Source organism: Actinopolymorpha pittospori (assembly GCF_014873875.1).
GTDB classification, from domain to species: domain Bacteria; phylum Actinomycetota; class Actinomycetes; order Propionibacteriales; family Actinopolymorphaceae; genus Actinopolymorpha; species Actinopolymorpha pittospori.
This window is the reverse complement of the sequence record NZ_JADBEM010000001.1, coordinates 5,363,923-5,386,813: the sequence shown is the minus strand read 5'-3', so window position 1 is coordinate 5,386,813 and position 22,891 is coordinate 5,363,923. Positions and strand designations below refer to the sequence as shown.

Below are 22,891 nucleotides of genomic sequence, written 5' to 3'. Positions count from 1 at the left end.
GTCGGTGCGGCGGACGTAGCCTTGCTGCAAAGTCCGACGCTGACCAGCACCCGAACCCACGGAGTCGCCGATGAGCCGCCACCGTTTCCACGGTGACGCCACCCGCTTCGAAGCGGTGGCGCGGTTCGTGAGCGTGCGGTTTCCCACCGCGCGCTACGTCGCCGACGTCGCGGGCGGCCAGGGCATGCTGGCCCGGATCCTGGGCAAGCGTTACGGCATCGAGTGCGATGTGGTCGACCCTCGTGGGTGGACCCTCAAGGGCATCTCCAGCCGACAGGAGGAGTACTCCGCGCAGATGGCGGACTACTACGACCTTGTGGTCGGTCTCCATCCCGACGAGGCGCTGCGACAGGTGGTGGAGTCAGCCATCGTTCGCCCTGTGCTCGTAGTCCCCTGCTGCAACTTCTGGAGTCGGTCGCACAAGCTCGGTCAGGACGAGCTCCTCAGGGCCGTCAGTGCGCACCACGAGGGCCTCGGTGGTCGGTCAGAGGCAGTACAGCTGGACTTTCGTGGACCCAAGAACCTCGGCTTGGTCCTGGAGCCTCCCTGCGGGTGAACCGCTCTCCCGGCAGGTCGTGCGCGGATGGACACCCGGAACCTCCTGGCAGACTGCGGGAATGACTGCCTCGTTGAGCCAGTTGTCCGGCCGGGTCTGGATCTACCCCGGCGATCCGGATCCTGAGGCGGTCATGCCCTGTGTCGCGGTGGTCGCCGACGATGCGGGCAGCACAGTGGTCGACGCGGGACAGAGCCCGGCGCACGCCCGGTTGGTGCAGTCGGCCTTGGCGGAGGCAGGGCTGCCCGCCGCACGCCGGCTTGTGTACACCCACCACCATTGGGACCACACCTGGGGTGCCTGCGCCTGGGAGGTGGAGGAGATTGTTGGCCAGGAGTCGGGTGCCACGCTGCTGTCTGCTGAGGCACGCCGCTCGTGGAGCCAGGAGTACCTGCAGGAGCAGGTGGTCGCCAACCCCCGGCTGGGGCCGAGCTTCAAGGCCCGAGCGCGAGCCATGACCGGCTGGGCGGACTTCGCCGTGCGGGCTCCGAGCCGTACCTTCACCGACCGGCTGATGCTCTCCGGCGGGATCGAGGTCCGGCACGTGGGCGGCAAACACGCGCCGGACTCCACGGTCGTAGCCGTCCCCGGCTCCGGCGTGCTGCTGCTTGGCGACTGCTTCTACCCGCCGCCGTTCCATCTGCGCGAGCCGGGCCCCGCGGGCGAGGAGATCGATCTGCGGCAGATCAGCGCCTTGGTAGCGGAGGGCTTCGACTGGTACGTCGACAGCCACAGCCCGCCGTGGCGTCCTCCTGTTCCTGAGTGACCACTGACGAGCGGTCCGCGGGACCTTTGGGGGCACCGGCCGCTCCACCTCCGTGGTGTGCTCGACGGGAGTTCCCAGCAAGGGAAGTGTCCGCCATGTCCGCAGGTGTCAATCTGCCCGACTACCGCGAGCGCGACGAACGTGTGCGCTGCCTGACGTACACGCCGGTGCGGAGACTCACCGGCCTACCGCACCCCGTGTTCGCCGCGTACTGGCGCGACGTGCACGGGCCGCTCTGCGCCAGGCTGCCGGGGCTCGGGTACTACGTGCAGTACCACTTCTCGCGCGGAGTCTCGGCCAACCTCTGGCCGGTACCAGCCGGTGTTCGTCGCATGGACGTCGTTCTCGACGGCGCGGTGGAGATCGGGTTCGCCGGAACCGAGGAGCAGGCACGTTTCGAGGCCGCCAGCCCTGTCCTCTTCGAGGACGAGCACAACGTCTTCGAGCACACGGTGGCCTACGACCTTCCGGACGGCTCGCGGACGTTGGTCGACCGAGTGGCCGATCCGATCCCGAACGGAGCTGATCCGTTGCACCGGCTCCATCTGCACCTCAACGGTGGCGCGGCCGACGATTTCCGTTCGTGGGTGAGGGACTGGGCGCAGGGTTTGGCCGCGGCGCCGGCGGTTCGCAAGCTGCGCCTGCACCAACCCACGCCATATGACAACGCCCACCCGGCGCCGCCGGCACCGATGGTGGATCACCAGGTGAGCAACGAGCGGCGAGACATCGCCGTTGTCGAGATCGGATTCGACAGTCCGCTGGCCGCACGGGAGTTCTTCGCCAGTACGGACTTCCAGGACACGGTCCCTGCCCAGGCGGAGAAACTCCGCTCGATCGGGGTGTTCCCGGTGACGGGCGTGTACACCTACATCCGAGATGGCGTGATGACAGCTGCGGGACTGCGGGGTAGTCGGTCCGCACAGCTCATCCGGCACCTGGGCGCGGTCAACCAGATCCAGGACGACGTGACACGTCGCTTCCTGCCGGGCGGACCAAACCGTCCTACAAACCGCCACCACCGCGATTGACGAACTCCGGAACCCTCGTCAGCGAGCCGTCCGACCGGACCGCCCATCTGAGCGCCGCGCCGAGGTGAGCACGGTGCAGGCAACCCATCCAGACCACAGGAACCGAACAGGGGGCTGACAACGATGAGCCACCACCCGGCCACGCGCGCCAGCACCAACGGCGAGTGGATCGGCGGCGAGCGCCGAGTGCTCGTCTTCGATGTGAACGAGACTCTGCTCGACCTTGAGTCGATGAACCCGCTCTTCGAGAAGATCTTCGGTGAAGGCCGGGTCGTGCGCGAGTGGTTCGGCCAGCTGATCATGTATGCGCAGACGATCACGCTGTCCGGCCTCTGGGAGGGCTTCTTCACCCTGGGCCAGGGACTACTCAGGATGGTCGGCGACGTCCACGGCGTCCAGGTCTCCGACGACGACGTGGAGGAGATCAGGCCCGCTGGAGCACGCCGGTCTCGCCCCGTACTTCGAACGCCAGTTCACCGTCGAGACCGTCCGCTCCTACAAACCAGCCCCGCAGGGCTACCACCTGGTCGCCCAGGGCCTGGCGGTGCCACCGTCCACATGCCTCATGGTCGCGAGCCATGTCCTGGACACTGTGGGCGCCCAAAGCGCCGGCTACACCGCGGGGCTGATCACCCGGCCAGGCAACGCGCCGCTGCCCGTCGTCTCACTGCCCCAGCCCAACCTCGTCGCACCAGATCTTCCCGGCCTCGCCGACCAGCTCATCCAACGCTGGCGTTCCTGAGCCGCAGGAGGGCGAACTCGCCGTCCCGCGAGCGTCCTTGAGTTCACAGTCGTTCGAGAAACCGCAACAGCAGTTCGAGGACCACACGTGGCTGCTCCTGTTGGACCCAGTGCCCCGCGCCGGGTACAAGATCGCAAGCCACCATCTGGGTGCACGCACGCTGCCGCATCGCTTCGAAGGCGCCGGGCACCTGGTGCACTCCCCAATCGCTCTCACCCGCGATGAAGCCGGAAGGAACGTCGATGCGACGGCCGCCGAAGACACGAAGGGCATTGATCTCACGCTCTCCGGTCAAACACCGGTACCACTGCAGAGCGCCCTGAAAGCCAGTTCGGCTGAACTCACCCGCGTAGACCGCGAGGTCTTCCTCCGGCAGCCATGTACTGGACGCGATTTCCTCCGGCGTCGGCATCTCGGACCGGACAGCCGCGGGTATGCCGACGCCCAGAGGTAGGACATAGTAGAACGGCAGCCTTGCCAGGCTCGCCGCATCGATCCTCTCGAGGGCATGCGGCTGGTTGGATTTCCAGTCCGCACTCTTCACATGGAAATAGGCGCGAAGGAAGTCGTGCATCCCTTGTGGCGGCGTGTCCATGTCTCTGGCCGCGCGGGGAGTGCTGAGGTACCACTGGTAGTGCTCGCGCCCTAGCGTGGGCAGACCAGCCACAGCGGCGGCGAGTCGGGAAGGGCCGTCATCCGGACGCAGCGGCCATGCGGGCGGCCCAGCAAAAGGCGCGCTCATCATCATGACGGCAGAGAAGACGTCTGGCCTCAGCACCCCGCACCAGGCAGCGAGGGCAGACCCGAAGTCGTGACCAACGACGGCATGCACCTCGTTGCGTCCGAGTGCTGCGACGAGGGCGATGAGGTCGTTGACGAGCCACGGCATACTGCACTCGGTCGGATCGGCATTCACATCCGCCTGGAAACCGGTCGTACGCCCATACCCACGAAGATCCGGGGCAAGGACGTAGTAGCCGGCATCAGCGAGGGCGGACAGTTGGTGTCGCCAACTGAACCCGAGTTCCGGAAATCCGTGGAGAAGGAGCACGAGCCGGTCCGAGCGGGATGATCCAGCCTCCAGTACATGCATGTTCAGCCCGTTGACCGACGCGACGAAGCGGGAGCGTACGCCCGACGGCAACGGCAGATCGAGGACCGCGGTCGGAGAGGTTGTCGAGGGAGACCTTGGGCGATCACTCGTTCCTGAACTCGACGCCCCTGTCACTGTTTCACTCCTGGCACGGGAGGTGAGGTCGGCCGGCAGGACGTTCGGCGGAGTGGCCCTGCAGTGAGAGCTTTGTCCACTCTTGAGCCGTAGCTTCGTCACGAGTGACGAAGCGTCCGTCGCATCGGCTCCTTTCGGCCGAGCCTACGCGGCGGCGTTGGCAGCAGACAACCGCCTGCCAGAGGGTCGACGTCGACGAACTGCTCGGCCGGCGTACGCCGATCTGGTAGTAACTAGTTACTACCTACTAACATAGCTGCATGTCGCCAACACGCATGACCGGGCAGCAGCGCCGTACGCAGGTGCTGGCCGTTGCCGAACAGGAGTTCGCCGTGGCCGGACTGCACGGCGTCTCGACCGAGACGATCGCCCACCGGGCGGGCATCACCCAGGCCTACGTGTTTCGGCTGTTCGGCACGAAGAAGCAACTGTTCCTCGCCTGCGTGGACGCCGCGTTCGAGCGCATGAGGCTGGCGTTGCTCGCTGCCGCCGGCGACACGACCGGGATCGATGCGCTGACCGCGATGGGCCGTGAGTACAACGCCATGCTCAGCGACCGCACCACCCTGCTGTTGCAGTTGCAGGGGACCGCCGCCGCGGCCGCTGGAGACGCCGAGGTGCGCGACGCGGTCCGGGGCAGCTTCGGACGGCTCTGGCAGGCCGTCGCCGACACCGCCCGTCTCGACCCGGTCACTGTCAAGGCGTTCCTGGCCTTCGGGATGTTGCTCAACACCAACGCCGCTCTCGAACTCGCCGACGTCGACGAGCGATGGGCCCGGCAGGCACGCACCCGCATCCGCCCCGGACTGTTCACCCACATCACCCGCGAGACCAACCAGTGAGCACCGCCCGCCCACACAGATCCCCCATGGAGCCGGACAGCGACACTGGCAGCGGGCCGCGCGTCCTCGCCGGCGTCGTCGTCTTCGTCGGCCTGGTCGTCGCGGTAGTCGGCAGCCTGGGCGCCCCGCTCATCACCGTGGTGGCCGAGCACTACGGCGTCTCGTTGGTCGCCGCCCAGTGGACTCTGACCATCGCACTGCTCTCCGGTGCGATCGCCACTCCCCTGCTTGGCCGGCTCGGCTCCGGCCCCCGGCGCCGAACCGTCGTGCTGACCACCCTCGCCGTCGTTGTGGCCGGCAGCGTCCTGACGGTGATCCCGCTGCCCTTCACGCTGCTGCTCATCGGCCGTGCCGCCCAGGGGGTCGGGCTCGGCCTGACCGCCTTGATGATGGCCACAGCCCGCGACCATCTGGACGAGCAGCGCTCGGCCCGCACCATCGCGCTGCTCTCGGTGGCCTCCACAGCCGGCATCGGCATCGGCTACCCGCTGGCCGGGTTGCTCACCGACCTCGCGGGCATCCGCGCCGCCTACGCTCTCGGCCTGGCCGTCACCGCCGCCGCGCTGGTCGCCGCCATCCTGGTGCTACCGCCCGCACCAGCACGACCGGCCGGCCGTGTCGACACGCGCGGTGCGCTGCTGCTCACCGTCGCGCTGCTCGCTCTGCTCATCGTCATCAGCCAAGCCGACCTCTGGCACCACCACACCGGCCTTGCCACAGCCACCCTCCTGGTCTCGCTACTGCTGCTCGCCGCCTGGACAGTCCTCGAGGCCCGTACCGACAGGCCACTGGTCGACGTCCGGCTCCTTCGCCACCCCGCCGTCGCCGCCGCCAACCTGGCGATGCTCACCGGTGGGGTGGGCATGTACCTGCTGCTCAGCCTGATCACCCGCTACATCCAGACGCCGGCCGCGGCCGGATACGGGTTTGAGCTCAACACCTTCCAGGCCGGGCTCGTCCTCGTGCCGTTCTCGCTGTTCGGCTTCACCGCCGGCCGGCTCCTACCGCGCCTGCAGGGAAATCTCAGCGCCCGCACGCTACTCGCCGCCAGCGCCACCATCGTGCTCGCGGCCTTCCTCCTCTTCGCGCTCGCACGCGGTCACCTGGCCGAACCGGTGATCGCCATGGGCATCCTCGGCTTCGGCGTCGGAGCGTTCTCTGCCGCCATGCCCGCCATCATCATGACCGCCACTCCCAGGGAGGAGACCGCCAGCGCCATGAGCGTCAACCAGGTCGTACGCAGCGTCGGGTTCTCCATCGGAAGCGCCCTCGGCGGACTCATCCTCGCCGCCCACACCACGCAGGTCTTCCCGCAGGAAGCCGGCTACACCACCGCCGCCTGGGCCGGCGTGGCCACCATGACCGCCGCCCTGCTCATCATCGCCGCCCAACGGCGATCGGACGCACCCGGACGCTAACCAAGCGCGCCGCCGGTGACACGCCTGTCAACCCGGGCTGGACGCCCGCCCCGGCGTCTCCACGTGGAGAAGGTCGTCGAATCCGAGGCGGGTGAGGAACTGTTCCTGAGCCCGCCGAAGGGCCTCGTTGACCTCGTCCACGCCCGCGTCGGTGAAGTCGACGACGGTCCGGAAGGGGCGGGTCCCTGCGGGGAGGGCGAGCACCCGGGCGATCTCGTCGGCGACGGCGCGCGGGTGCGCGTCCACGTCTGGTGGGAAGAGGGCGGAGGTGGCCTCCTCGTTGCGCGCCACCAGCGGGTCGAGGTCCGCGTAGGCGCCGACGCGGTCGACGTCGCTGGCGTGGCTCGCGTCGGGAAAATGCTCGGTGCCGTGGGTGAACGGGCCCGGCATCACGATGGTGGTCTCGATGCCGAACTGACCGACCTCGTATGCCGTCGTCTGCGCGAGCGCATCGGCCGCGGCTTTGGTGGCCACATAGGCCCCCATGAAGGGCGGCAGAACGACCGAGGTGGTGCTGCCGACGTAGATGAGAGTGCCCGCGCGCCGCGACCGCAGGTGTGGAAGGACAGCACGGTTGACGCGCTGGACACCGAGGGTGTTGATGTCGAACAGGTGCTGGACGTCCTCGATGGTGAACGCCTCGACGTAGCCGACGCCGAGGTGGCCGGCGTTGTGGACCACGGCGTCGAGATGGCCTGCTTCGTCCAGGATGGTCGACACCGCGGCATCGGCGGACGCCTCGGACTGGACATCGAGCCCGACCACCCGGAGGTCGTGTCCGCCGCCGTGTCCAAACTCCAGGAGTTCGTCGGCGTGCGCAGCATCGGAGCCGGCGAGGTCGCGCACACTCGCGTAGACGGTGTGGCCTTGAGCCGCGAGGGCCCGGGCCGTGAGGTTTCCGATGCCGGTCGATGCGCCGGTGATGAGGACGACGAAAGGCATGGTTGGCTCCTTTGCCCAGGTTGTCGAGTTCGACCACGTGGCGCCCACCGTTGGTGTCGGGCCCCATCAGCTGGGCTGCGCGAACAAGCGCCTCCTCATCCCGGGCGGCACACTCTTCAGCGTGCCCCGCTCGAGCATCGATGTCCAAGGCCGCACTGGGCCGGATGGACGTCACTTGCGGGCGCGTGCCTGTCGTACTTCGCGGTCGATTGCCCAGGCGTCCGCTACCGGGCCCACGTGCCCGAGCTTGTCGGGGTTGATCACCGAGCGGATCTTCTGGATCTGCCCGTCGAGTACGTCGAGCGCCAGGGCGAGGAACACCTTGCCGTCCCGGTCGCGGAAGATCGCGCCCGGCTGGCCGTTGACCTCGTGCGGCTGGAACGTCACGTCGACGCGGGCCAGCCACGGGAGGACGGAAGTGAGCAGCCGGGCCACGTTCTCGGCACCAATCACGGCCCTGGCCAGCTGCGGAGCCTTTCCGCCACCATCGCCGACCATCGAGACGTCGGCGGCGAGGAGCTCCTTCAGACCGGCGACGTCGCCTTCGCGGAGCGCGTCGAAGAAGCGCGCCGCGAGTTGCTCCCGCTCCTTGCGGGCAGCCTCGAAGCGTGGGCGCCCGGCCTCCATATGCTGCCGCGCCCGCACCAGCAGCTGCCGGCACGCCGCCTCCGACCGCCCCACCGCTGCGGCGACCTCGTCGAACCCGAAGCCGAACACCTCCCGCAGCACGAACACCGCCCGCTCCAGGGGGCTGAGCCGCTCCAGCAGCAGCAGCGCCGCCATCGACACCGAGTCGGCCAGCTCCACCGACCGTGCCGGATCCTGATATGGATCGCTCAACAGTGGCTCGGGAAACCAGGGGCCCACGTACTCTTCCCTTCGCACCCGTGCGGAACGCAGCACATCGATCGAGATCCGCGTCACCGCGGTCGACAGAAAGGCCTTGGTCGACGTGACCTGGGTCGCCGAGCCGTCAAAGCGCAGCCAGGTCTCCTGCACCGCGTCCTCGGCCTCGCCCACACTGCCCAGAATCCGATAGGCGATCGAAAACAGCAGCGGCCGCAGCTCCTCGAACTCCTCGACCTTGCTCACGCCGAATCACTCCCCTCGAAGCCCTCGAGCCCAACCGGCTCGGAGTCCGCAGCCCGGACCCCGAGCCGGTTGCCGATGTCGTTCAGTGGAACTGTCCGGGCTCGTAGTTGCCCGCCGGCTGCTGGGTGATGATGTTCAGCCGGTTCACCGTGTTCATGAAGGAGACCAGGATCACCAGGGCGGTGAGCTGCTCCCCGTCGTAGTGCTTGGCGACATTCGTCCACACCTCGTCGCTGACCCCACCGGCCGCATCCGCGATCCGGGTCCCCTCCTCCGCGAGCTCCAACGCGGCACGCTCTGCCTCGGTGAAGACCGTGGCCTCCCGCCATGCCGCGACCAGGTTCAGCCGCACCGAGGTCTCGCCGGCAGCGGCGGCCTCCTTGGTGTGCATGTCGACGCAGACGGCGCAGCCGTTGATCTGGCTGACGCGAAGTGCCACCAGCTCCTGCGTGGCGGCCGGAAGCGGCGACTCCTTGAGCGTTCTGCCCGCCGACATGAAGTGGTTGAGAACCCTGCCGGCGATCGGGTCGGCGAAGAAGTTCAATCGTGCGCCCATGGGTGTGCTCCTCTGTGGTCGTCAGTGGCTACACCCCCTGTGACGGGACAGCCGGCCCCCCTGTGACATGGCTGCGAGCGCGTCAGCTGGTGAAGAGGCTGGACCAGCGTCTGAGGTTGTGGAGCAGGACCGGAATCTCCTCGAGTTGCTGAGCGGCTCGAGGTCCCAGGATCCGGCCGGGGCATGTCCGAGTGTCTTGTCCAGCCGTTCGGACAGTGTGCCGAGCTTCATGCCGAGGCGACGAGCCAGCAGGTCCTCTCGAGGTGGGAGAGGCTGCCCGCCTTCCCCTTCGTAAGCCGCGAGGGTCCTGCCGACCCGGTCCCTGTCGGGTTCAGCTGCCCCACGAAGGGCGAACACCAGTGTCGCTGTCGCGGTCTCCAGCGGAGCGCTGTCAGGTCCTGCGGTGTCGAAGTCGACCAACACCGGTCCGTGGGCGGTGACCAGGACGTTGGCGGGCAGGACGTCGCGGTGGGTACGCACGTAAGGTCCCGTGGACTCGAACGCTTCGGCAACCCATCGAGACGCGCGCAGCACATCTGGCAGGCGTTCCTTCAGAACCGCGGCCCACGGCCGACCCTGGACGACCCCGTCCTGGAGCCAGGCTTCCCATCTGGCAGCGGGGAAGATCCCGTACCACTCCGGTTCGGGCGTGGAGCCGCTGATCGGCGCGGTGCGGTGCAGCCGGGCAAGGGTCGTGCCGAGCCACTCGGCGAGGTCGTCGCTGACCTCCACGGTGCGGTGCTCGAGCCACGGATACACACGAACGACGCCGTCCTCGGGCAGCCGCGCCGCGCAGCCGAACGCCACGTCGACCGGCCACACCGGCGTTGGCATGCTGACCCCCGTGGCCGCGCACGCGCCCTCGAAGACCATCGCGGCCTCCAGAGCCGGCCGCCACGAGGGGTCCTCTCCCGTCCAGAGCCTCTTCACCAGAAAGGCTCCCGAGTCGGTCTCGAGGCGCCAGGTCTCCGAACTCCCGTACCGATGAGCCCGCATCGGACCCGTTGGCCGACCCAGATCGAAAGCCTCGGCCACATGCTCCGCGGGTGGGATCGACATGCCGGGCACGCTAACAGGAGGCACCCTCCGTCGCGCCGGATTCCAGGGCCGTCGGCAGGTCCGCATCCGCGGACCGGGCCCTCGCGAGTCCGTGATCAGGTGTGCCACACTCTCTCCGCCACATGGGAGGGGAGCCCACGGATGCGCGGACCACGCGGTCATCGAGTCGTTGCGTTTCTGGTCGGTTTACTTGTCGTCGTCGGAGGTCTCGCCGCGTTCGAAGGCGGGGCCAGTGCCGCCGCCTACAACGGTCCGTGGTCAGTCACCATGTCCCGCGAGTCCAGCGGCGCGAATCTGCAGTTCGACGACACGAACGCCGTCCTGACCAACTCGAGCACCAGCAGCCTGGTCAAACTCGACGTGAGCGGTGGGCCCACCGGCTCATCGTTCGACCTCGAGTTCCAGGCTCCCACCAAGACGACCATGGCCGCCGGTTGGTATCCCGACGCACAGCGCTACCCGTTCCAGGAGGCGGGTCGGCCCGGGATGTCCGTCACCGTCGGCAGTAGCGGCTGCAACGAGGTGACCGGGAGCTTCGAGGTACGCGACATCGCCTGGTCGTCCGGCACGCTCACCAAGCTGTGGCTGCTGTACGAGCACCACTGCGAGGGTGGCGAGAGGGCCGACTTCGGTGAGATCAGGTTCGGTATGCCGGCGGCCTCCACCGACGTCGAGCCGCATGCGGTGCACTGGCCGGACACCTATCCAGCCGCGCAGAGCAAGGTCGTCCCCGTGCTCGTGCGGCAACGGGGCACGTCCGTCGGCTCCGTCTCCGCCGTCGCGCTCGAAGGGGCACACCGACAGGACTTCACGATCCGTTCCGACGAGTGCACAGGGCGGTCCCTGGACGAGGGCCAGTCCTGCCTCGTCAACGTCCGGTTCGCGCCACAGTCCCCGGGCCCCCGGACCGCGCTCCTCCGGATCACCACCAGCACCGGAACGCTCCGGGTCCCGCTCGACGGCTACGGGATTCCAGGGACGACCGACTGGTCCATGCAGAGCGACAGCGGCGACTACATCGGCGGTGGCCGGACGTACCACTACACCACGGCGACCGACCTCGTGAACTTCTTGGGCTCGAGGACGCGCGTCAGCGGCAGCGTCGACGCGGCCAACGGCGAGTCGTGGGGCGGCACCTTCGTGCCTGCTCAGGGCGACATTCTCGTGCAGGGCAGCACCTACCCCAACGCCCACCGGTATCCGTTCAACGGCACCGGCGCCGGGATGGACGTGGACGGTGAGGGACGTGGCTGCAACAAGCTCGTCGGGGACTTCACCGTCAACCAGGTGGGATTCACGGGAACGGGTGCCCTCGACCGCCTTGATCTCACGTTCGAGCAGCACTGCGAGGAACAGACGCCCGCGCTGCACGGTCGCCTCCGCTACCGGGCCAGGGCCGACTACACCGCACCCGCCCGGGTGACGAACGCGACCGCCACCCGCACCAGCAGCACCACCGCACATCTCGCCTGGACCAACCCCGCGGACGCCGACCGGGCCGCAACGGTCGTGCGGTACATGCCCGACACCAGCGCGCCGCCCACCAACCCCACGGTCGGGAACCTCGCTTACACCGGCAACGGCAGCAGTGTCGACCTGTCCGGGCTGACCGCCGGCCGCGCGTACAGCGTCGGCATCTTCACCTACGACTCCACCGGCAATGTCAGCTCCGCCCGGGTCGTGACGGTCACTGGAAGCTACGCGCCCGTCCTAACGTTCACCGCTTCGCCGACCACACTGACCTACGGCGCCGCCGTGACCATGAGTGGCCGACTCACCGACCCGGCAGGGGCCGCGGTTGCGTCCGCGCGGGTGCACGTGCAGTACCGCTCGATCGGCACGACGACCTGGAAGACGCTGGTGAGTGGCACCACGTCGTCGACCGGCCAGATCACCACCTCGATCAAGCCGTCTGGCACCCGCGACTTCCGGCTGCTGGCGGACGCGGTCGGGCAGCTCCCGAGCGTCACGAGTCCGGTCAGGCGGGTCAACGTCGCACCGAAGATCACCGCCGCGTTGGCCGGCAAGAGTTCCATCCTGCTGGGACAGACCGCGACCGTCACCGGCTCGCTCGCCCCCAGCCACCCTGGGCACGCCGTTCTCCTGCAGGCGTACTACTCCGGAGCCTGGCACACGGTGAAGTCGGCGACACTCTCCTCGTCAAGCACCTACAGCGTCAGCTACACGCCCACGTCCAAGGGGGCGAGGACGTTCCGGGTCTACCACTCTGCTGACACCGACCACCTCGCCGGCGTCTCGCCCAACCTCACTCTGACGGTGGGATAGCCGATTTCCTGCCATCACGGATTCGTGTCCGATGAGCGGGGCGGCGGATCGATCCGAAACCTGCGTGATGTCGACGCTTCGCGAGGGTTGACCCTTTCGGGGTTCAGGGCGTCGAGCCGTTCCGTCATGGGCCTTGTCCAGGCACGTCGGAGCGCCAAGACTGGGACCCATGGCAGGGAATCGACTGTGTGACCTGCTCGGCATCGAGGTGCCGATCGTGCTCGCGCCGTTCGGGCCGGGGGAGGAAGTGCGGTTGGCAGCGGAGGTCTGTCGGGCTGGAGCCCTGGGCAGCCTCGGGACGGCGACCCGCTCGGTCGAGGAACTCCGCGCACAGTGGCGGCAGTTGCGTGCGCAGACGGATCGTCCCTTCGCGATCAACCACACCGGCAGACCGCTGAATGAGGAGGCGTTCGAGGCGACGCTCGAGGAGCGGCCCGCCGCGATCAGCTTCCACATGGGCGTTCCGGCCACGCTGATCGCGCGGGCCCACGAGTACGGAATCACCTGGATACAGACGGTCGGTGACGTGGCCGCCGCCGAAGCAGCCCGTGACGCGGGCGCGGACGTCCTCGTCGCACAGGGTGGCGAGGCCGGCGGGAACGCCGGCTGGATCAGCACACTCGTACTCGTGCCGGCCGTGGTCGACGTCGCGGGAGGTGTCCCGGTGGTCGCGGCGGGCGGTATCGCCGACGGCCGAGGTATCGCCGCCGCCTTCGCGCTGGGTGCGCAGGGGGTGAGCCTTGGCACTCGCTTCCTCGCGACCGAAGAGATGTCGATAGACCAGCGCTGGAAGGACCGGATCGTGGCCGCCGACGCGACCGAGGTCGTGAAGGTGCCGCACAGCGAGCGGGTGATGCCACCGTTCACCATCCCCCAGCTGGGCGTGCCGTACGCGCCCAGGTCATTGCGTACCGAACTGACCGACCGGCTGGAGTCCGCACCCGAGGAGGTCGATCCGGACGTTGTCGGCCCCGAACTCCTGCGCGCGCTCCGGTCGGGCGGCGGGCAGGACATGCTGCCCTTGACCGGTCAGTCCGTCGAACTCGTCCACGACGTTCTTCCCACGCAGGACCTCATCGCACGCCTGATCAGCGAGGCCGAGGAGGCTGCCCGGCGGGCTGTCCAGCTCAGCTGAGGCGTTGCCCTGCTGGAGGTCTGTGGCAACACCGGGCCCTTGACGGCCGTCCCGGCTACAGCCCGTCGGCCTCGATCGGGCGGGTGACGGGATCGGCGGGGGTTGCGTGTCCGATGCGCAAGGTCAGGGCTGACAGGTGCCGGGAGAGGAGCAGGATGACAACCGCGTCCAGTGCGGCGATGACGATCAGCGGTAGCCAGGTGGCGAACGGGCCATGGGTGAGGGCCGTCGTCAGTGCGACAGGGGCGATGATGTCGACGATGCTGAAGGTCATCTGGTAGACGGAGATGTAGCGTCCGCGATCCTGGTCGCCCGCGGACTCGTTGACGATGGCGGAAACCGCGGGGCCCTGGATCAGTTCGGTGGTGGTCACGAGCACCGCGGCCAGCAGGGCCAGTGCGAGGCTCAAGCCAGGTGAAGCAAGGCCGGCGAGGAGTACACAGCCGTACCCGACTCCGATGATCAGTTGTGAACTGAACAGGACGTGATCGCGCCGCCGGCCCGTGATGGCCGCGACGACGGGTGCGGCTCCGAGTGCGCCGAGGATGGCGTTGAGTGCCAGCAGCGTGCCTGGTGTCCAGCCAGGGAGGTGGGCGAGGTCGACCAGGAAGACCGGCACGGCGATGACGAACGACAACGAGAGCAGCGCAAACCCGAGGTTGACGCCGACGAAGCCGAGGAACGGCCGGTCGCGGAGCACCGCGACCCAACCGGCCGCTCCGGCCGCACCTGGCTCCCGGCTGTAGTCGCGGCGCTGGCTCGGAATGGGGTCGAGCCGGGTCAGGATCGCGGCCACGACGAAGGACGCGGTGTTGACGGCCACGATCAGCTGATAGCCGATGGTGCCTCCGAGTGCGACGGCGAGACTGGCGCCGAGGGCGCCGACCGCCAAGCCCGCGTTGCGCAGGGCGTTGATGAGGGCGAACCAGCGTTCCTGTCCGGCCTTGTCAGCCACCTCGTGCACAAGAGCGGGGTAGGCGACCCAGAAAAGCGAGTTGCCCACCTGGACGACGACCGCCGCGAGGAGCATCTGCGTGAACGAGTCGACGAAGAGGTAACCGGCGAACCCGATCGCCTGGACCAGGTTGGAGATGATTACGGCGTTCTTCGGACCAATTCGATCGGTGAGCATCCCCGCGCCGCCGGTTGCGGGCAGCCGCGCGATCGCCGCGATCGAAAGCGCCAGGCCCACCTGTTGCAGGCCCAGCGACGTGGTCATGGTGAAGAAGAGGACCGAGAAGGGCAGGAACAGCCCGCCGCCCAGGGCATCGATCCCGAAGGCGCCCAGCAGACGTCCTGTGTCCGCGGGCATTCGGAAGTCCTGGAATCCTCATGCGCACGTCCATGTCCCTTCGGGGCGCTCGCTGCGCCGACAGGTCGAGCAGGTCCACCTGAAAATGGGCAAGACTCCTACCCAACCGGCCGTCCGTGCGCCCGTCAAGGGTGTTTGCGCGCCACCACGAGCATCGTCCGCCGCGCACTCGTCAACGTCCTCACCTGGATCGCGACCTCAGACCGACGCGTCAGCGCCTGCCTCAGGACTGGTGCTGGGGAGCCCAGGACGTCAGTCGAGCCAGGCAGCCTCGTCGAGGTTCGTGGTGAACTCGACGGACTGCCACGCGGCGCGGGCGGCTATCGGGCTGTCGTCGTCCAGCGAAATGAGGATGCGCCGTCCGTCGACGACTCGCACGATGCCGCCGAACGCGTCCGAGCCGCACGGCTGACGGGCGTCGGCGGCGTCGTCGACGCAGATGCGGACCTGTCGACTCAGGTCCGAGGCCGTGGTGTCGTCGGCGGGACGGAGGTCGACGATGCTCTTGTCGGCTCGGCCCCTGGCGTCGGCGCCGTACCCGAGCTCCGGGTGTGCGTAGCCGGGCGGCACCTCGAGCGGGACCGCTGTCGGCGCGCCGCGGTCGACGCCGAGTTGGCGCCGTGCGTCATCGCCGATCAGCCAGGACGCCACGCCGCCGATGATGAGCAGGGCGCCGAGCAGCAGGCCACACCAGTCGATGGAGGTGGCGAGGGTCGCCCGAACGATCCGACTCCCGGGAGGTACCAAGGTGCTGCCCGCGTCCACCGCGTGATCATGGCAGACCGCGGGGCGAACCGGAGGCGGAATCCACAGTGTCGACGGTCCGCGGGCCCTCTCACGGTGGGGTGACTCGGGGCGCGAGGGCGGCCACCTCGTGACCGGACACCTCGTCCAGCGATCGGCCGCGGGGTTCGATCCGAAGAACGTAGGTGATGACGAACGCGAGCGCGCTGGTGCCGGCGATGGCGAACAGCAGGGCACTTGCGCCAACCGCGTCGAGAAGGATGGGGAAGAGGAACGTACCGAGAGCGGCGCCCAGCTTGCCCATGCCGGCCGCGAACCCGTGCCCCGCGGCCCGGATCTCGCTCGGAAAGACCTCGGCGGGAAGGGCGAAGGTCGTGGAGTTCGGCCCCATGTTCATGAACGTGTTGAAGATGATGAACCCGACAACGACCAACGGGATATGAGCCTCGCCACCTCCTGGCAACCCGTCGGCCACGCCGAGGACGCACAGGGCCACCGCCATCATCGCGAACCCCACCAGCTGCAGCGGAATCCGTCCTACCCGGTCGACGAGCAGGATGGCCAGCAGGAACCCCACCACCAGAAACAGATCCAGCAGGGCGGTGCCTTCCGTCGAGGCGATGTCGTCGGCGATGAACGTCGCGTCCGAGCCGGCGAGAGCGAGCGCGGCCAGCAAGGTGGGGGTGAAGATGCCGACCCCGTAGGTCGCGATGTCCAGCAGGAACCACGGACCCGCCGTGAAGATGGTGCGCCGGAGCATCCGACGGCGGAACAGCGCCGGCTGGACGAAGGCCTTGAGCCCCTCCGGAGGTTTCTCCTGCCGCCTGCGGTCGGTGTCGGAGACGTACACCGGGTATCCGCACAGTTTCTCGGCGACCTCGCGGGCCTCTCGCTCGCGTCCGTTCTGCGCGAGCCACCGCGGGCTCTCCGGTACGTTGCGGCGCAGCCAGAGGATGACCAGTGCGGGTACGACGCCGAAGCCCACCATGAGACGCCACGAGCCGATCGCCGGCAGCAGGTTGAGGACGACGACACCGACGAGTGCACCCAGCACGATCCCCGCCGCCTGCAGGCTGAAGCCGCCCACCATCCAGCGCCCCCGTTTCCTCGACGGCAGGATCTCGGCGAGGTAGCTGGCGGCGATCGGATAGTCGAGCCCGATCGCGACACCCAGCATGAACCTGAAGGCGATCAGCGACCAGACGTCCCACGCGAAGACGCACAGCACCGAGAAGGCGACGAACAACCACAGATCGACCCGGAAGATCCGGCTTCGGCCGATCCGGTCCCCCAACGGTCCCAGCAGACCGGCACCGAACACCGCTCCCACGATGGCCGCCGCCGAGATGAGCCCCTTCTCAGCGGCGCTCGCGCCGAGATCCCGCGAGATCATCGGAAGGGCGACGCCGATGATGAAGAAGTCGAATCCGTCCAGCAGAATGCCGAGTCCGGCGAGGAGCCAGAACCGCACGTGCAGGGGCGACATCCGGGCGTTGTCGAGTGCGGTGCCAAGCGGTTGGCCGTCACGCTGCACGGTCTCCGTCGCCACGATCCCCCCGTAGTGGACGACATGCGGCCGGCGTGCCACCGGATCGTGGAGGGCCGGGTGCTTCCCCCGTCCCTCAGCCCGACGATAACGTCGCCGACTCCCGTCCCGGGGTGCGTTCCACGCCTGCGATGGTGAACTTTTTCGCCGAGCGGTTCAGGCTCGTACGCGAGCCGTGGTGCTCGGGGAGGGACAACCGGCCTGCCTGGCCTGGCAGACCGAAGTGGCCTGGCAGACCGAAGTGGCCTAGCAGAACGAATCTGTCCGCGCCACCCCCGTGTGGGCACGCTTCTCAGGGACGCCTGCCGCGGCCGGCACGGTCGTCGTCGGGGTTGGTGCGGGTCGCGGACCACTGCAGGAGGAAGTGCAGTGCCTCGTGGGAGGGCGAGCCGGGCTCCGCGGTGTAGGCGATCAGCTGCTGGTCGGGGTGGGTGTCGACGGAGAACTGCTGGACCTCGAGGGTGAGCGTGCCGGCGACGGGATGGTGGTAGGTCTTGGTGAGCTGTTGCGGCCCGCGCACGCGATGGCTGGCCCACCAGGTGCGGAAGTCCGGGTCCCGGACGCCGAGTTCGCCGACCAGCGCGTTCAGGGCGGGGTCGTGGGGGGTGCGGCCAGCCTCCATGCGCAGGACCGCGACGCAGTCGCGGGCGGCTCGCGGCCAGTCGGCGTACAGGGCCCGGAAGGCCTCGTCGAGGAAGGTCAGCCGGATGAGGTTGCGCGCGGCCGGTGCCAGGGCGGCGAAGTCGGTCAACAGGGCCGCGGCGCCGCGGTTCCAGGCCAGCACGTCCATGCGGCGGCTGAGGACCATCGCCGGGATGTCGGGCATGGTCTGCAGCAACTGCCGCAGCCGCGGGGCGACCGCGGGCCGACCGGGCCTGCGCGCGGGGGCGGCCGGGGCGGACTCGGCGATGGTGAGCAGGTAGTCCCGTTCGTCCGGCGCGAGTTGGAGCGCTTCGGCGAGTGAGTCGAGGACGGGGCGGGAGACCCGGCGGGTGCGTCCCTGCTCCAGCCGGACGACGTAGTCGACGCTCACGTGCGCGAGTTGGGCCAACTCCTCCCGGCGCAGGCCCGGCACGCGGCGCAGCCGGCCGTCGTCTGGCAGGCCGGCCCGGCGCGGATCGAGGGCGGCCCGGCGCGAGCGCAGGAACGCGCCCAACTCGTTGCCGCCGGCAGGATCGCCACGGTTCTCCACTGCCCCAGTGTCCCTCGCGGCCGCGGCCGGATGCCTGGTACTGGTCTGCATAGGCAGCGTCCTCCCTGGCACCGGGCTGTGCGTGGCACGAGGTTGGGGGCGTGGCCGGCGGGTGCCGGCGGCCACCGGAGCCTGTCCCCCGGGCCCGCTTCCCCTGTGCGACGGGAGCACCTCGATGAGCGTCAATGTCACCTTTCCCAGCGGCGGCCTGCGGCTCGCGGGCCACCTCTACATCCCCGACGACGAACACCTCCCGAACAACGAGGAGGCAGCCGGCCGGCGCCCCGCGATCGTCGTCGGCCATCCCGGCAGCGGGGTGAAGGAACAGGCCGCCGGCCTCTACGCCGGGCGGCTGGCCGAGCGCGGCTTCCTCACCCTGGCGTTCGACGCCGCCTTCCAGGGCGAGAGCCAGGGCGAGCCGCGCGGCCTGGAGGACCCTGGCCACCGGGTCGAGGACCACAAGGCGGCCGTCTCCTTCCTCACCACCCGTACGGACGTCGACCCGGACCGTATCGGGTTGCTGGGCATCTGCGCCTCCGGCGGATACGCCCTCACCGCCGCCGCCACTGATCACCGCGTCAAGGCCGTCGGCACCGTCAGCGCCGTCGACATCGCCCGCCAGTTCCGGCTCGGCGCGGATGGCACCCAGGACCCCGCCGTCATCCAGGGCATGCTGGCGGCGGCCGGGGCCGCGCGTACCGCAGAGGCCCGCGGCCAGGGCACGCAGACCTTCACGCTCTTCCCGGACACCGAAGAAGAGGCACGCCGCGGGGGCCCGCATGTGTACGAGGGCTGGGAGTACTACTGCACTCCCCGCGCCCAACACCCCCGCTCGGCCAAGGCACTGACCTGGACCAGCGTCGACCGCATCGCCGCCTTCGACACCTTCGGCCCCCTCGACCTGCTCGCCCCGCGCCCCCTGCAGATGATCGTCGGACGCGAGGCGGTGACCTCCTGGATGAGCGTGGAAGCGTTCCAGCGGGCGAGCGGCCCGAAGGACCTGCTGTGGATCGACGGCGCGACGCACACCGACCTCTACGACAAGGACGCCTACGTCACGCCTGCGGTCGCGCGGCTGACCGACTTCTTCCGGGCCCACCTGACCCGGACCAGGTAGGCGATCGGACCTCGCCATAGCGCGCGGAGAGGAAGGTCGCCGCTCACTCCACGGCGCCGGGTATGACTCGTTTGTGACAGCCGTATCGCTATCGTCAGTCATTCACCGATGGCGCGAGAGCGGAATCCCATCACCGACAGGACCGACAGCATGACGGAGGGTGGTAGCTGTGCCTGAGGAGAGGTCGACGGCCTACCGAAACGTCGGCAGGTACGACGGATGAAGGCGATCCTCTTTGGCGGCGTCGTGTCGCTCGTCCTGTCCCTGGGGCTGACTTCGTTGGTGGCCCGGTTCTTTCTGCGGAAGGGGCTCGGGCAGCCCATCCACGACGACATGCCGATGGAGCACCAGGTCAAGCAGGGCGTCCCCACCATGGGTGGGTCCGCCATCATCGCCGCCGCCACCATCGGGTACCTGGTCGCACACGTCGTCGCCGGCGCCGGGCCGTCGGCGTCCGGCATGCTCGTCCTGCTCCTCCTGGTCGGCCTCGGCGTGGTCGGCTTCCTCGACGACTACCTGAAGGTCACCCGCGCGCGAAACCTCGGGCTACGCGGCCGTGCGAAGCTGGTCGGCCAGACCCTGGTGGCCGTCGTGTTCGCCATCCTCGCCATTCGACTCCCCGACGCTCACGGGCTCACCGCCGCGTCGACGTTCCTCTCGTTCATGCGCGACCTTCCCGGCCTCCAGTTGGGAGCCGTGGTCTTCGTCGTGTGGGCGCTCTTCATGGTGTCCGCGACCTCGAACGGAGTGAACCTCCTCGACGGCCTGGACGGCTTGACTACCGGCGCCTGCACCCTCGTCTTCGCCGGTTACACGATCGTCTGTGTCTGGCAGTTCAACCAGTCCTGCGCCGCGGCCGACCTGCCCGGGTGCTACCAGGTGCGTGACCCGTACGACCTCGCCATCATCGCGTTCTCCCTGGCCACCGCCTGTGGCGGATTCCTCTGGTGGAACGCCAATCCGGCACGCATCATCATGGGCGACACGGGTGCGCTCGGGCTCGGCGGCGCCGTCGCCGGGCTCGCCATCATGACCCGGACCGAACTGCTTCTCATCGTCATCGGCGGGCTCTTCGTCGCGGCCAACGCCTCGGTGATCCTGCAGCGTGGTTACTTCAAGCTGACCAGGCGACTCACCGGCACCCCCCGCCGGCTCTTCCTGAACTCCCCCATCCAGCACCATTACCAGCTCAAGGGCTGGCCGGAGATCACCATCGTGATCCGGTTCTGGATCATCTGCGGCATCCTCGTCGCCCTGGGACTCGGCATGTTCTACGCCGAGTGGCTCACCCACTCCTGACGCCCCGGCTCCAGAGGTGGCGAAACGGCCATTGGTGGGCCGACCTGCGCACCAGGTCCTCGGGCGGGTCGGGAACGCGTGCGGGACGTCCCTCGAAGCGGATGATGAGGACCGCCCGATCGTCGGCCGCCGCGTAGGCGTCGACGCTCAGGCAGTTCGGCGTGCGGAGCAGGTCCGGCACCGCCTCTTCGTCGATCCATCGGAGCAGGTCGGCGAGACGGCCCGGCGCGGCGACGACCTCCCACATGAGGGTGTCGTGCGCGGCACCTGCCTGTTCGGCGGCGGACGGATCGGGCATCAGGTCCCCTCCCGCTCCTCGTTCCGCCGGAGAAGCGGCGGGATGGTGGGGACCTCGGGGGCGTTGTCGATGTCGGCCTGGGTCATCCGGAACGCCTCCGGATAGGCCTCGCGGGTCGTACGACGGGCCGGCTCGGTGGTGCGCCACATGTACAGGCAGCGTTGACACTGCAGGACATCCCAGACGCCGGGAACCTGGGAGGTCGCGAGCTTTTCGACGCGGTCGAAATCGCAGCGAGGACACGTCATGGTTCTCCCTTCCCGGCCCGGTACGAGGTCCGGCCGGGGCCCTGGTGTGGTGTGCGTCAGCGGGCGTCGAGCATGGACTTGAGCTTGGCGACCCACTGCGGCGTTTCCGGCAGATCGACGACGGGTTGGCTGTAGTGGCCGCGCCGGTCCGGGGCCACCGGTGTGGTGGCGTCGATGATGAGCTTGTTGGTGATGCCGGCGGGCTGGGAGCCAGGGTCGAGTTCGAGTACCGACAGGTTGGGCAGATTGACCAGGTCGCCCGCGGGGTTGACCTTCGAGGAGAGAGCCCACATCACCTGGGGCAGGTCGAACGGGTCCACGTCCTCGTCGACCATGATGATCATCTTGCAGTAGCCGAGGCCGTGTGGCGTGGTCATGGCCCGCATGCCGACCGCCTTGGCGAAGCCGCCGTAGCGCTTCCTGGTGGAGATGATCGCCAGCAGGCCATGGGTGTACATCGCGTTGACCGCCTCCACCTCGGGGAACTCCGCCTTGAGCTGCTGATAGAGCGGCGCGCAGGTGGCCGGGCCGATGAGGTAGTCGATCTCGGTCCAGGGCATGCCGAGGTACAGCGACTCGAAGATCGGGTCGGTGCGGTGGGAGATCTTGTCGATGCGCAGCACCGTCATGTTGCGGCCACCGGAGTAGTGACCGGTGAACTCTCCGAACGGCCCCTCGATCTCGCGGGTGCGACCTTCGATGACGCCCTCCAGGATCAGCTCGCTGCCCCAGGGCACGTCCAGGCCCGTGAGCGGGGCGCTGGTGATGGGTGCGGGCGCGCCGCGCAGCGCACCGGCCATGCGGTACTCCGACTGGTCGTAGCCCAGGGGCGTACCGGCGACCAACGTGATGATCGGCTCGTTGCCCAGCGCGATGGCGACCGGCAGGTCCTCGCCCCGCTCCTCCGCCTTGCGCAGATGGATGGCGATGTCATGCATGGGGACGGGCTGCAGGCCGAGTTTGTTACGGCCCTTGACCTCCATGCGATAGACGCCGACGTTCTGCTTACCGAAGTTGTCGGGGTCCTCCGGGTCCCGAGAGACCACCGCGGCCTTGTCGAGATAGAAGCCGCCGTCGCCGTCGTTCAGCCGGAACAACGGCAGCACCCCGAACAGGTCGACGTCGTCGCCGTCGAGGGTGTTCTGCGCCCACAACGGGTTCGACCGGCGTTCGGGTTCGACCGGGGCCCGGTCCCAGCGCCGGATGAACTCCTGCACCTGGTCCTTGACGCCGGTGCTCGGCGGGAGGCCGAAGGCGATGGCATGGTTGGCCCACGAGCCGTGAACGTTCAGAGCGATCCTGGCGTCGGTGAAGCCGGTGACGTTGTCGAAGTAGAGGGCCGGCGCGTTCGCACCGATCCGGCCGGTGGCGTTCGCCGCGGCGGCGAGGTCGGGCTCGGGCGCCACCTCCTCGGTGATGCGCAACAGCTGGTGTTCCCTGTCCAGCTCGTCCAGGAACGAGCGGAGATCGTCATAGGCCATG

General features: G+C 68.7%; 22 protein-coding genes. 10 read left to right on the top strand and 12 right to left on the bottom strand.

The genetic code is table 11. From position 1 onward, the window contains the following. The first annotated feature begins 70 nt into the window (after positions 1–70). The 4 genes from HEB94_RS25290 to HEB94_RS25275 all read left to right on the top strand — a co-directional run bounded on the left by HEB94_RS25290 (position 71) and on the right by HEB94_RS25275 (position 3,095). Positions 71–556 (top strand): class I SAM-dependent methyltransferase, encoded by a 486-nt coding sequence (locus HEB94_RS25290; protein WP_192752204.1) that lies wholly within the window; start codon positions 71–73, stop codon positions 554–556. 61 nt (positions 557–617) lie between these two features. Further along, positions 618–1,322 carry an MBL fold metallo-hydrolase gene (locus HEB94_RS25285; protein WP_192752203.1) on the top strand — a complete coding sequence of 235 codons (705 nt, stop codon included), beginning with the start codon at positions 618–620 and terminating at the stop codon, positions 1,320–1,322. Between the two features lie 95 nt (positions 1,323–1,417). After that, the gene (locus HEB94_RS25280; protein WP_192752202.1) at positions 1,418–2,353 is read left to right on the top strand and encodes a hypothetical protein; all 936 of its coding nucleotides are present in this window, start codon (positions 1,418–1,420) and stop codon (positions 2,351–2,353) included. A gap of 304 nt (positions 2,354–2,657) precedes the next feature. Continuing rightward, positions 2,658–3,095, top strand: coding sequence for an HAD family hydrolase (locus HEB94_RS25275; protein ID WP_202896537.1), 438 nt, complete (start codon positions 2,658–2,660; stop codon positions 3,093–3,095). 43 nt (positions 3,096–3,138) lie between these two features. On the opposite strand, the gene HEB94_RS25270 is transcribed toward HEB94_RS25275, so the two are convergent. Beyond that, positions 3,139–4,239, bottom strand: coding sequence for an alpha/beta fold hydrolase (locus HEB94_RS25270; RefSeq protein ID WP_202896536.1), 1,101 nt, complete (start codon positions 4,237–4,239; stop codon positions 3,139–3,141). A gap of 344 nt (positions 4,240–4,583) precedes the next feature. Here HEB94_RS25270 and HEB94_RS25265 point away from each other — a divergent pair, with 344 nt between their 5' ends. Both HEB94_RS25265 and HEB94_RS25260 read left to right on the top strand, forming a co-directional pair. After that, positions 4,584–5,165, top strand: a complete 582-nt coding sequence (locus HEB94_RS25265) for a TetR/AcrR family transcriptional regulator (protein WP_202896535.1) — start codon at positions 4,584–4,586, stop codon at positions 5,163–5,165. 26 nt (positions 5,166–5,191) lie between these two features. Beyond that, positions 5,192–6,583: an MFS transporter gene (locus HEB94_RS25260; RefSeq protein WP_192752201.1), complete on the top strand. Its 1,392-nt coding sequence runs from the start codon at positions 5,192–5,194 to the stop codon at positions 6,581–6,583. A 27-nt stretch (positions 6,584–6,610) separates the two neighbouring features. Here the strand turns inward: HEB94_RS25260 and HEB94_RS25255 are convergent, their stop codons facing one another. From HEB94_RS25255 to HEB94_RS25240, 4 genes are all read right to left on the bottom strand, one after another. Further along, positions 6,611–7,525: an SDR family NAD(P)-dependent oxidoreductase gene (locus tag HEB94_RS25255; RefSeq protein WP_192752200.1), complete on the bottom strand. Its 915-nt coding sequence runs from the start codon at positions 7,523–7,525 to the stop codon at positions 6,611–6,613. 171 nt (positions 7,526–7,696) lie between these two features. Further along, positions 7,697–8,617: an RNA polymerase sigma-70 factor gene (locus tag HEB94_RS25250; protein WP_192752199.1), complete on the bottom strand. Its 921-nt coding sequence runs from the start codon at positions 8,615–8,617 to the stop codon at positions 7,697–7,699. Between the two features lie 82 nt (positions 8,618–8,699). Then, a complete protein-coding gene (locus HEB94_RS25245; protein WP_192752198.1) occupies positions 8,700–9,173 on the bottom strand; it encodes a carboxymuconolactone decarboxylase family protein in 474 nt (157 codons plus the stop codon). 21 nt (positions 9,174–9,194) lie between these two features. Then, positions 9,195–10,232 carry a phosphotransferase enzyme family protein gene (locus HEB94_RS25240; protein WP_192752197.1) on the bottom strand — a complete coding sequence of 346 codons (1,038 nt, stop codon included), beginning with the start codon at positions 10,230–10,232 and terminating at the stop codon, positions 9,195–9,197. 141 nt (positions 10,233–10,373) lie between these two features. Between HEB94_RS25240 and HEB94_RS25235 the strand changes: the two genes are divergently transcribed. Both HEB94_RS25235 and HEB94_RS25230 read left to right on the top strand, forming a co-directional pair. Next, positions 10,374–12,518 (top strand): hypothetical protein, encoded by a 2,145-nt coding sequence (locus HEB94_RS25235; protein WP_192752196.1) that lies wholly within the window; start codon positions 10,374–10,376, stop codon positions 12,516–12,518. Positions 12,519–12,687: 169 nt separating this feature from the next. After that, entirely contained in the window at positions 12,688–13,653 is a 966-nt protein-coding gene (locus HEB94_RS25230) for an NAD(P)H-dependent flavin oxidoreductase (protein ID WP_192752195.1), read from the top strand. A gap of 55 nt (positions 13,654–13,708) precedes the next feature. Here HEB94_RS25230 and HEB94_RS25225 read toward each other — a convergent pair whose 3' ends face one another. The 4 genes from HEB94_RS25225 to HEB94_RS25210 form a co-directional block, all read right to left on the bottom strand. Then, the gene (locus HEB94_RS25225) at positions 13,709–14,965 is read right to left on the bottom strand and encodes an MFS transporter (protein ID WP_192752194.1); all 1,257 of its coding nucleotides are present in this window, start codon (positions 14,963–14,965) and stop codon (positions 13,709–13,711) included. A gap of 252 nt (positions 14,966–15,217) precedes the next feature. After that, complete coding sequence (locus tag HEB94_RS25220; protein WP_192752193.1) at positions 15,218–15,730, bottom strand: hypothetical protein; 513 nt, start codon at positions 15,728–15,730, stop codon at positions 15,218–15,220. A 70-nt stretch (positions 15,731–15,800) separates the two neighbouring features. Further along, complete coding sequence (locus tag HEB94_RS25215; RefSeq protein WP_192752192.1) at positions 15,801–17,258, bottom strand: MFS transporter; 1,458 nt, start codon at positions 17,256–17,258, stop codon at positions 15,801–15,803. A gap of 289 nt (positions 17,259–17,547) precedes the next feature. Beyond that, positions 17,548–18,498, bottom strand: coding sequence for a helix-turn-helix domain-containing protein (locus HEB94_RS25210; protein WP_192752191.1), 951 nt, complete (start codon positions 18,496–18,498; stop codon positions 17,548–17,550). Between the two features lie 124 nt (positions 18,499–18,622). Here HEB94_RS25210 and HEB94_RS25205 point away from each other — a divergent pair, with 124 nt between their 5' ends. Continuing rightward, entirely contained in the window at positions 18,623–19,564 is a 942-nt protein-coding gene (locus HEB94_RS25205; RefSeq protein WP_192752190.1) for an alpha/beta hydrolase, read from the top strand. Positions 19,565–19,783: 219 nt separating this feature from the next. Next, entirely contained in the window at positions 19,784–20,863 is a 1,080-nt protein-coding gene (gene mraY, locus HEB94_RS25200; protein WP_192752189.1) for a phospho-N-acetylmuramoyl-pentapeptide-transferase, read from the top strand. Here mraY and HEB94_RS25195 read toward each other — a convergent pair. From HEB94_RS25195 to HEB94_RS25185, 3 genes are read right to left on the bottom strand one after another with little or no spacing between them, the layout of a single operon-like run. Continuing rightward, the gene (locus tag HEB94_RS25195; protein ID WP_192752188.1) at positions 20,850–21,161 is read right to left on the bottom strand and encodes a hypothetical protein; all 312 of its coding nucleotides are present in this window, start codon (positions 21,159–21,161) and stop codon (positions 20,850–20,852) included. The two genes, mraY and HEB94_RS25195, sit on opposite strands and share 14 nt — an antisense overlap. Next, positions 21,161–21,409, bottom strand: a complete 249-nt coding sequence (locus tag HEB94_RS25190; protein ID WP_192752187.1) for a non-oxidative hydroxyarylic acid decarboxylases subunit D — start codon at positions 21,407–21,409, stop codon at positions 21,161–21,163. The genes HEB94_RS25195 and HEB94_RS25190 overlap by 1 nt, the downstream gene beginning before the upstream one ends. Before the next feature lie 56 nt (positions 21,410–21,465). Further along, complete coding sequence (locus HEB94_RS25185; RefSeq protein ID WP_192752186.1) at positions 21,466–22,890, bottom strand: non-oxidative hydroxyarylic acid decarboxylases subunit C; 1,425 nt, start codon at positions 22,888–22,890, stop codon at positions 21,466–21,468. Position 22,891: the final 1 nt, after the last annotated feature.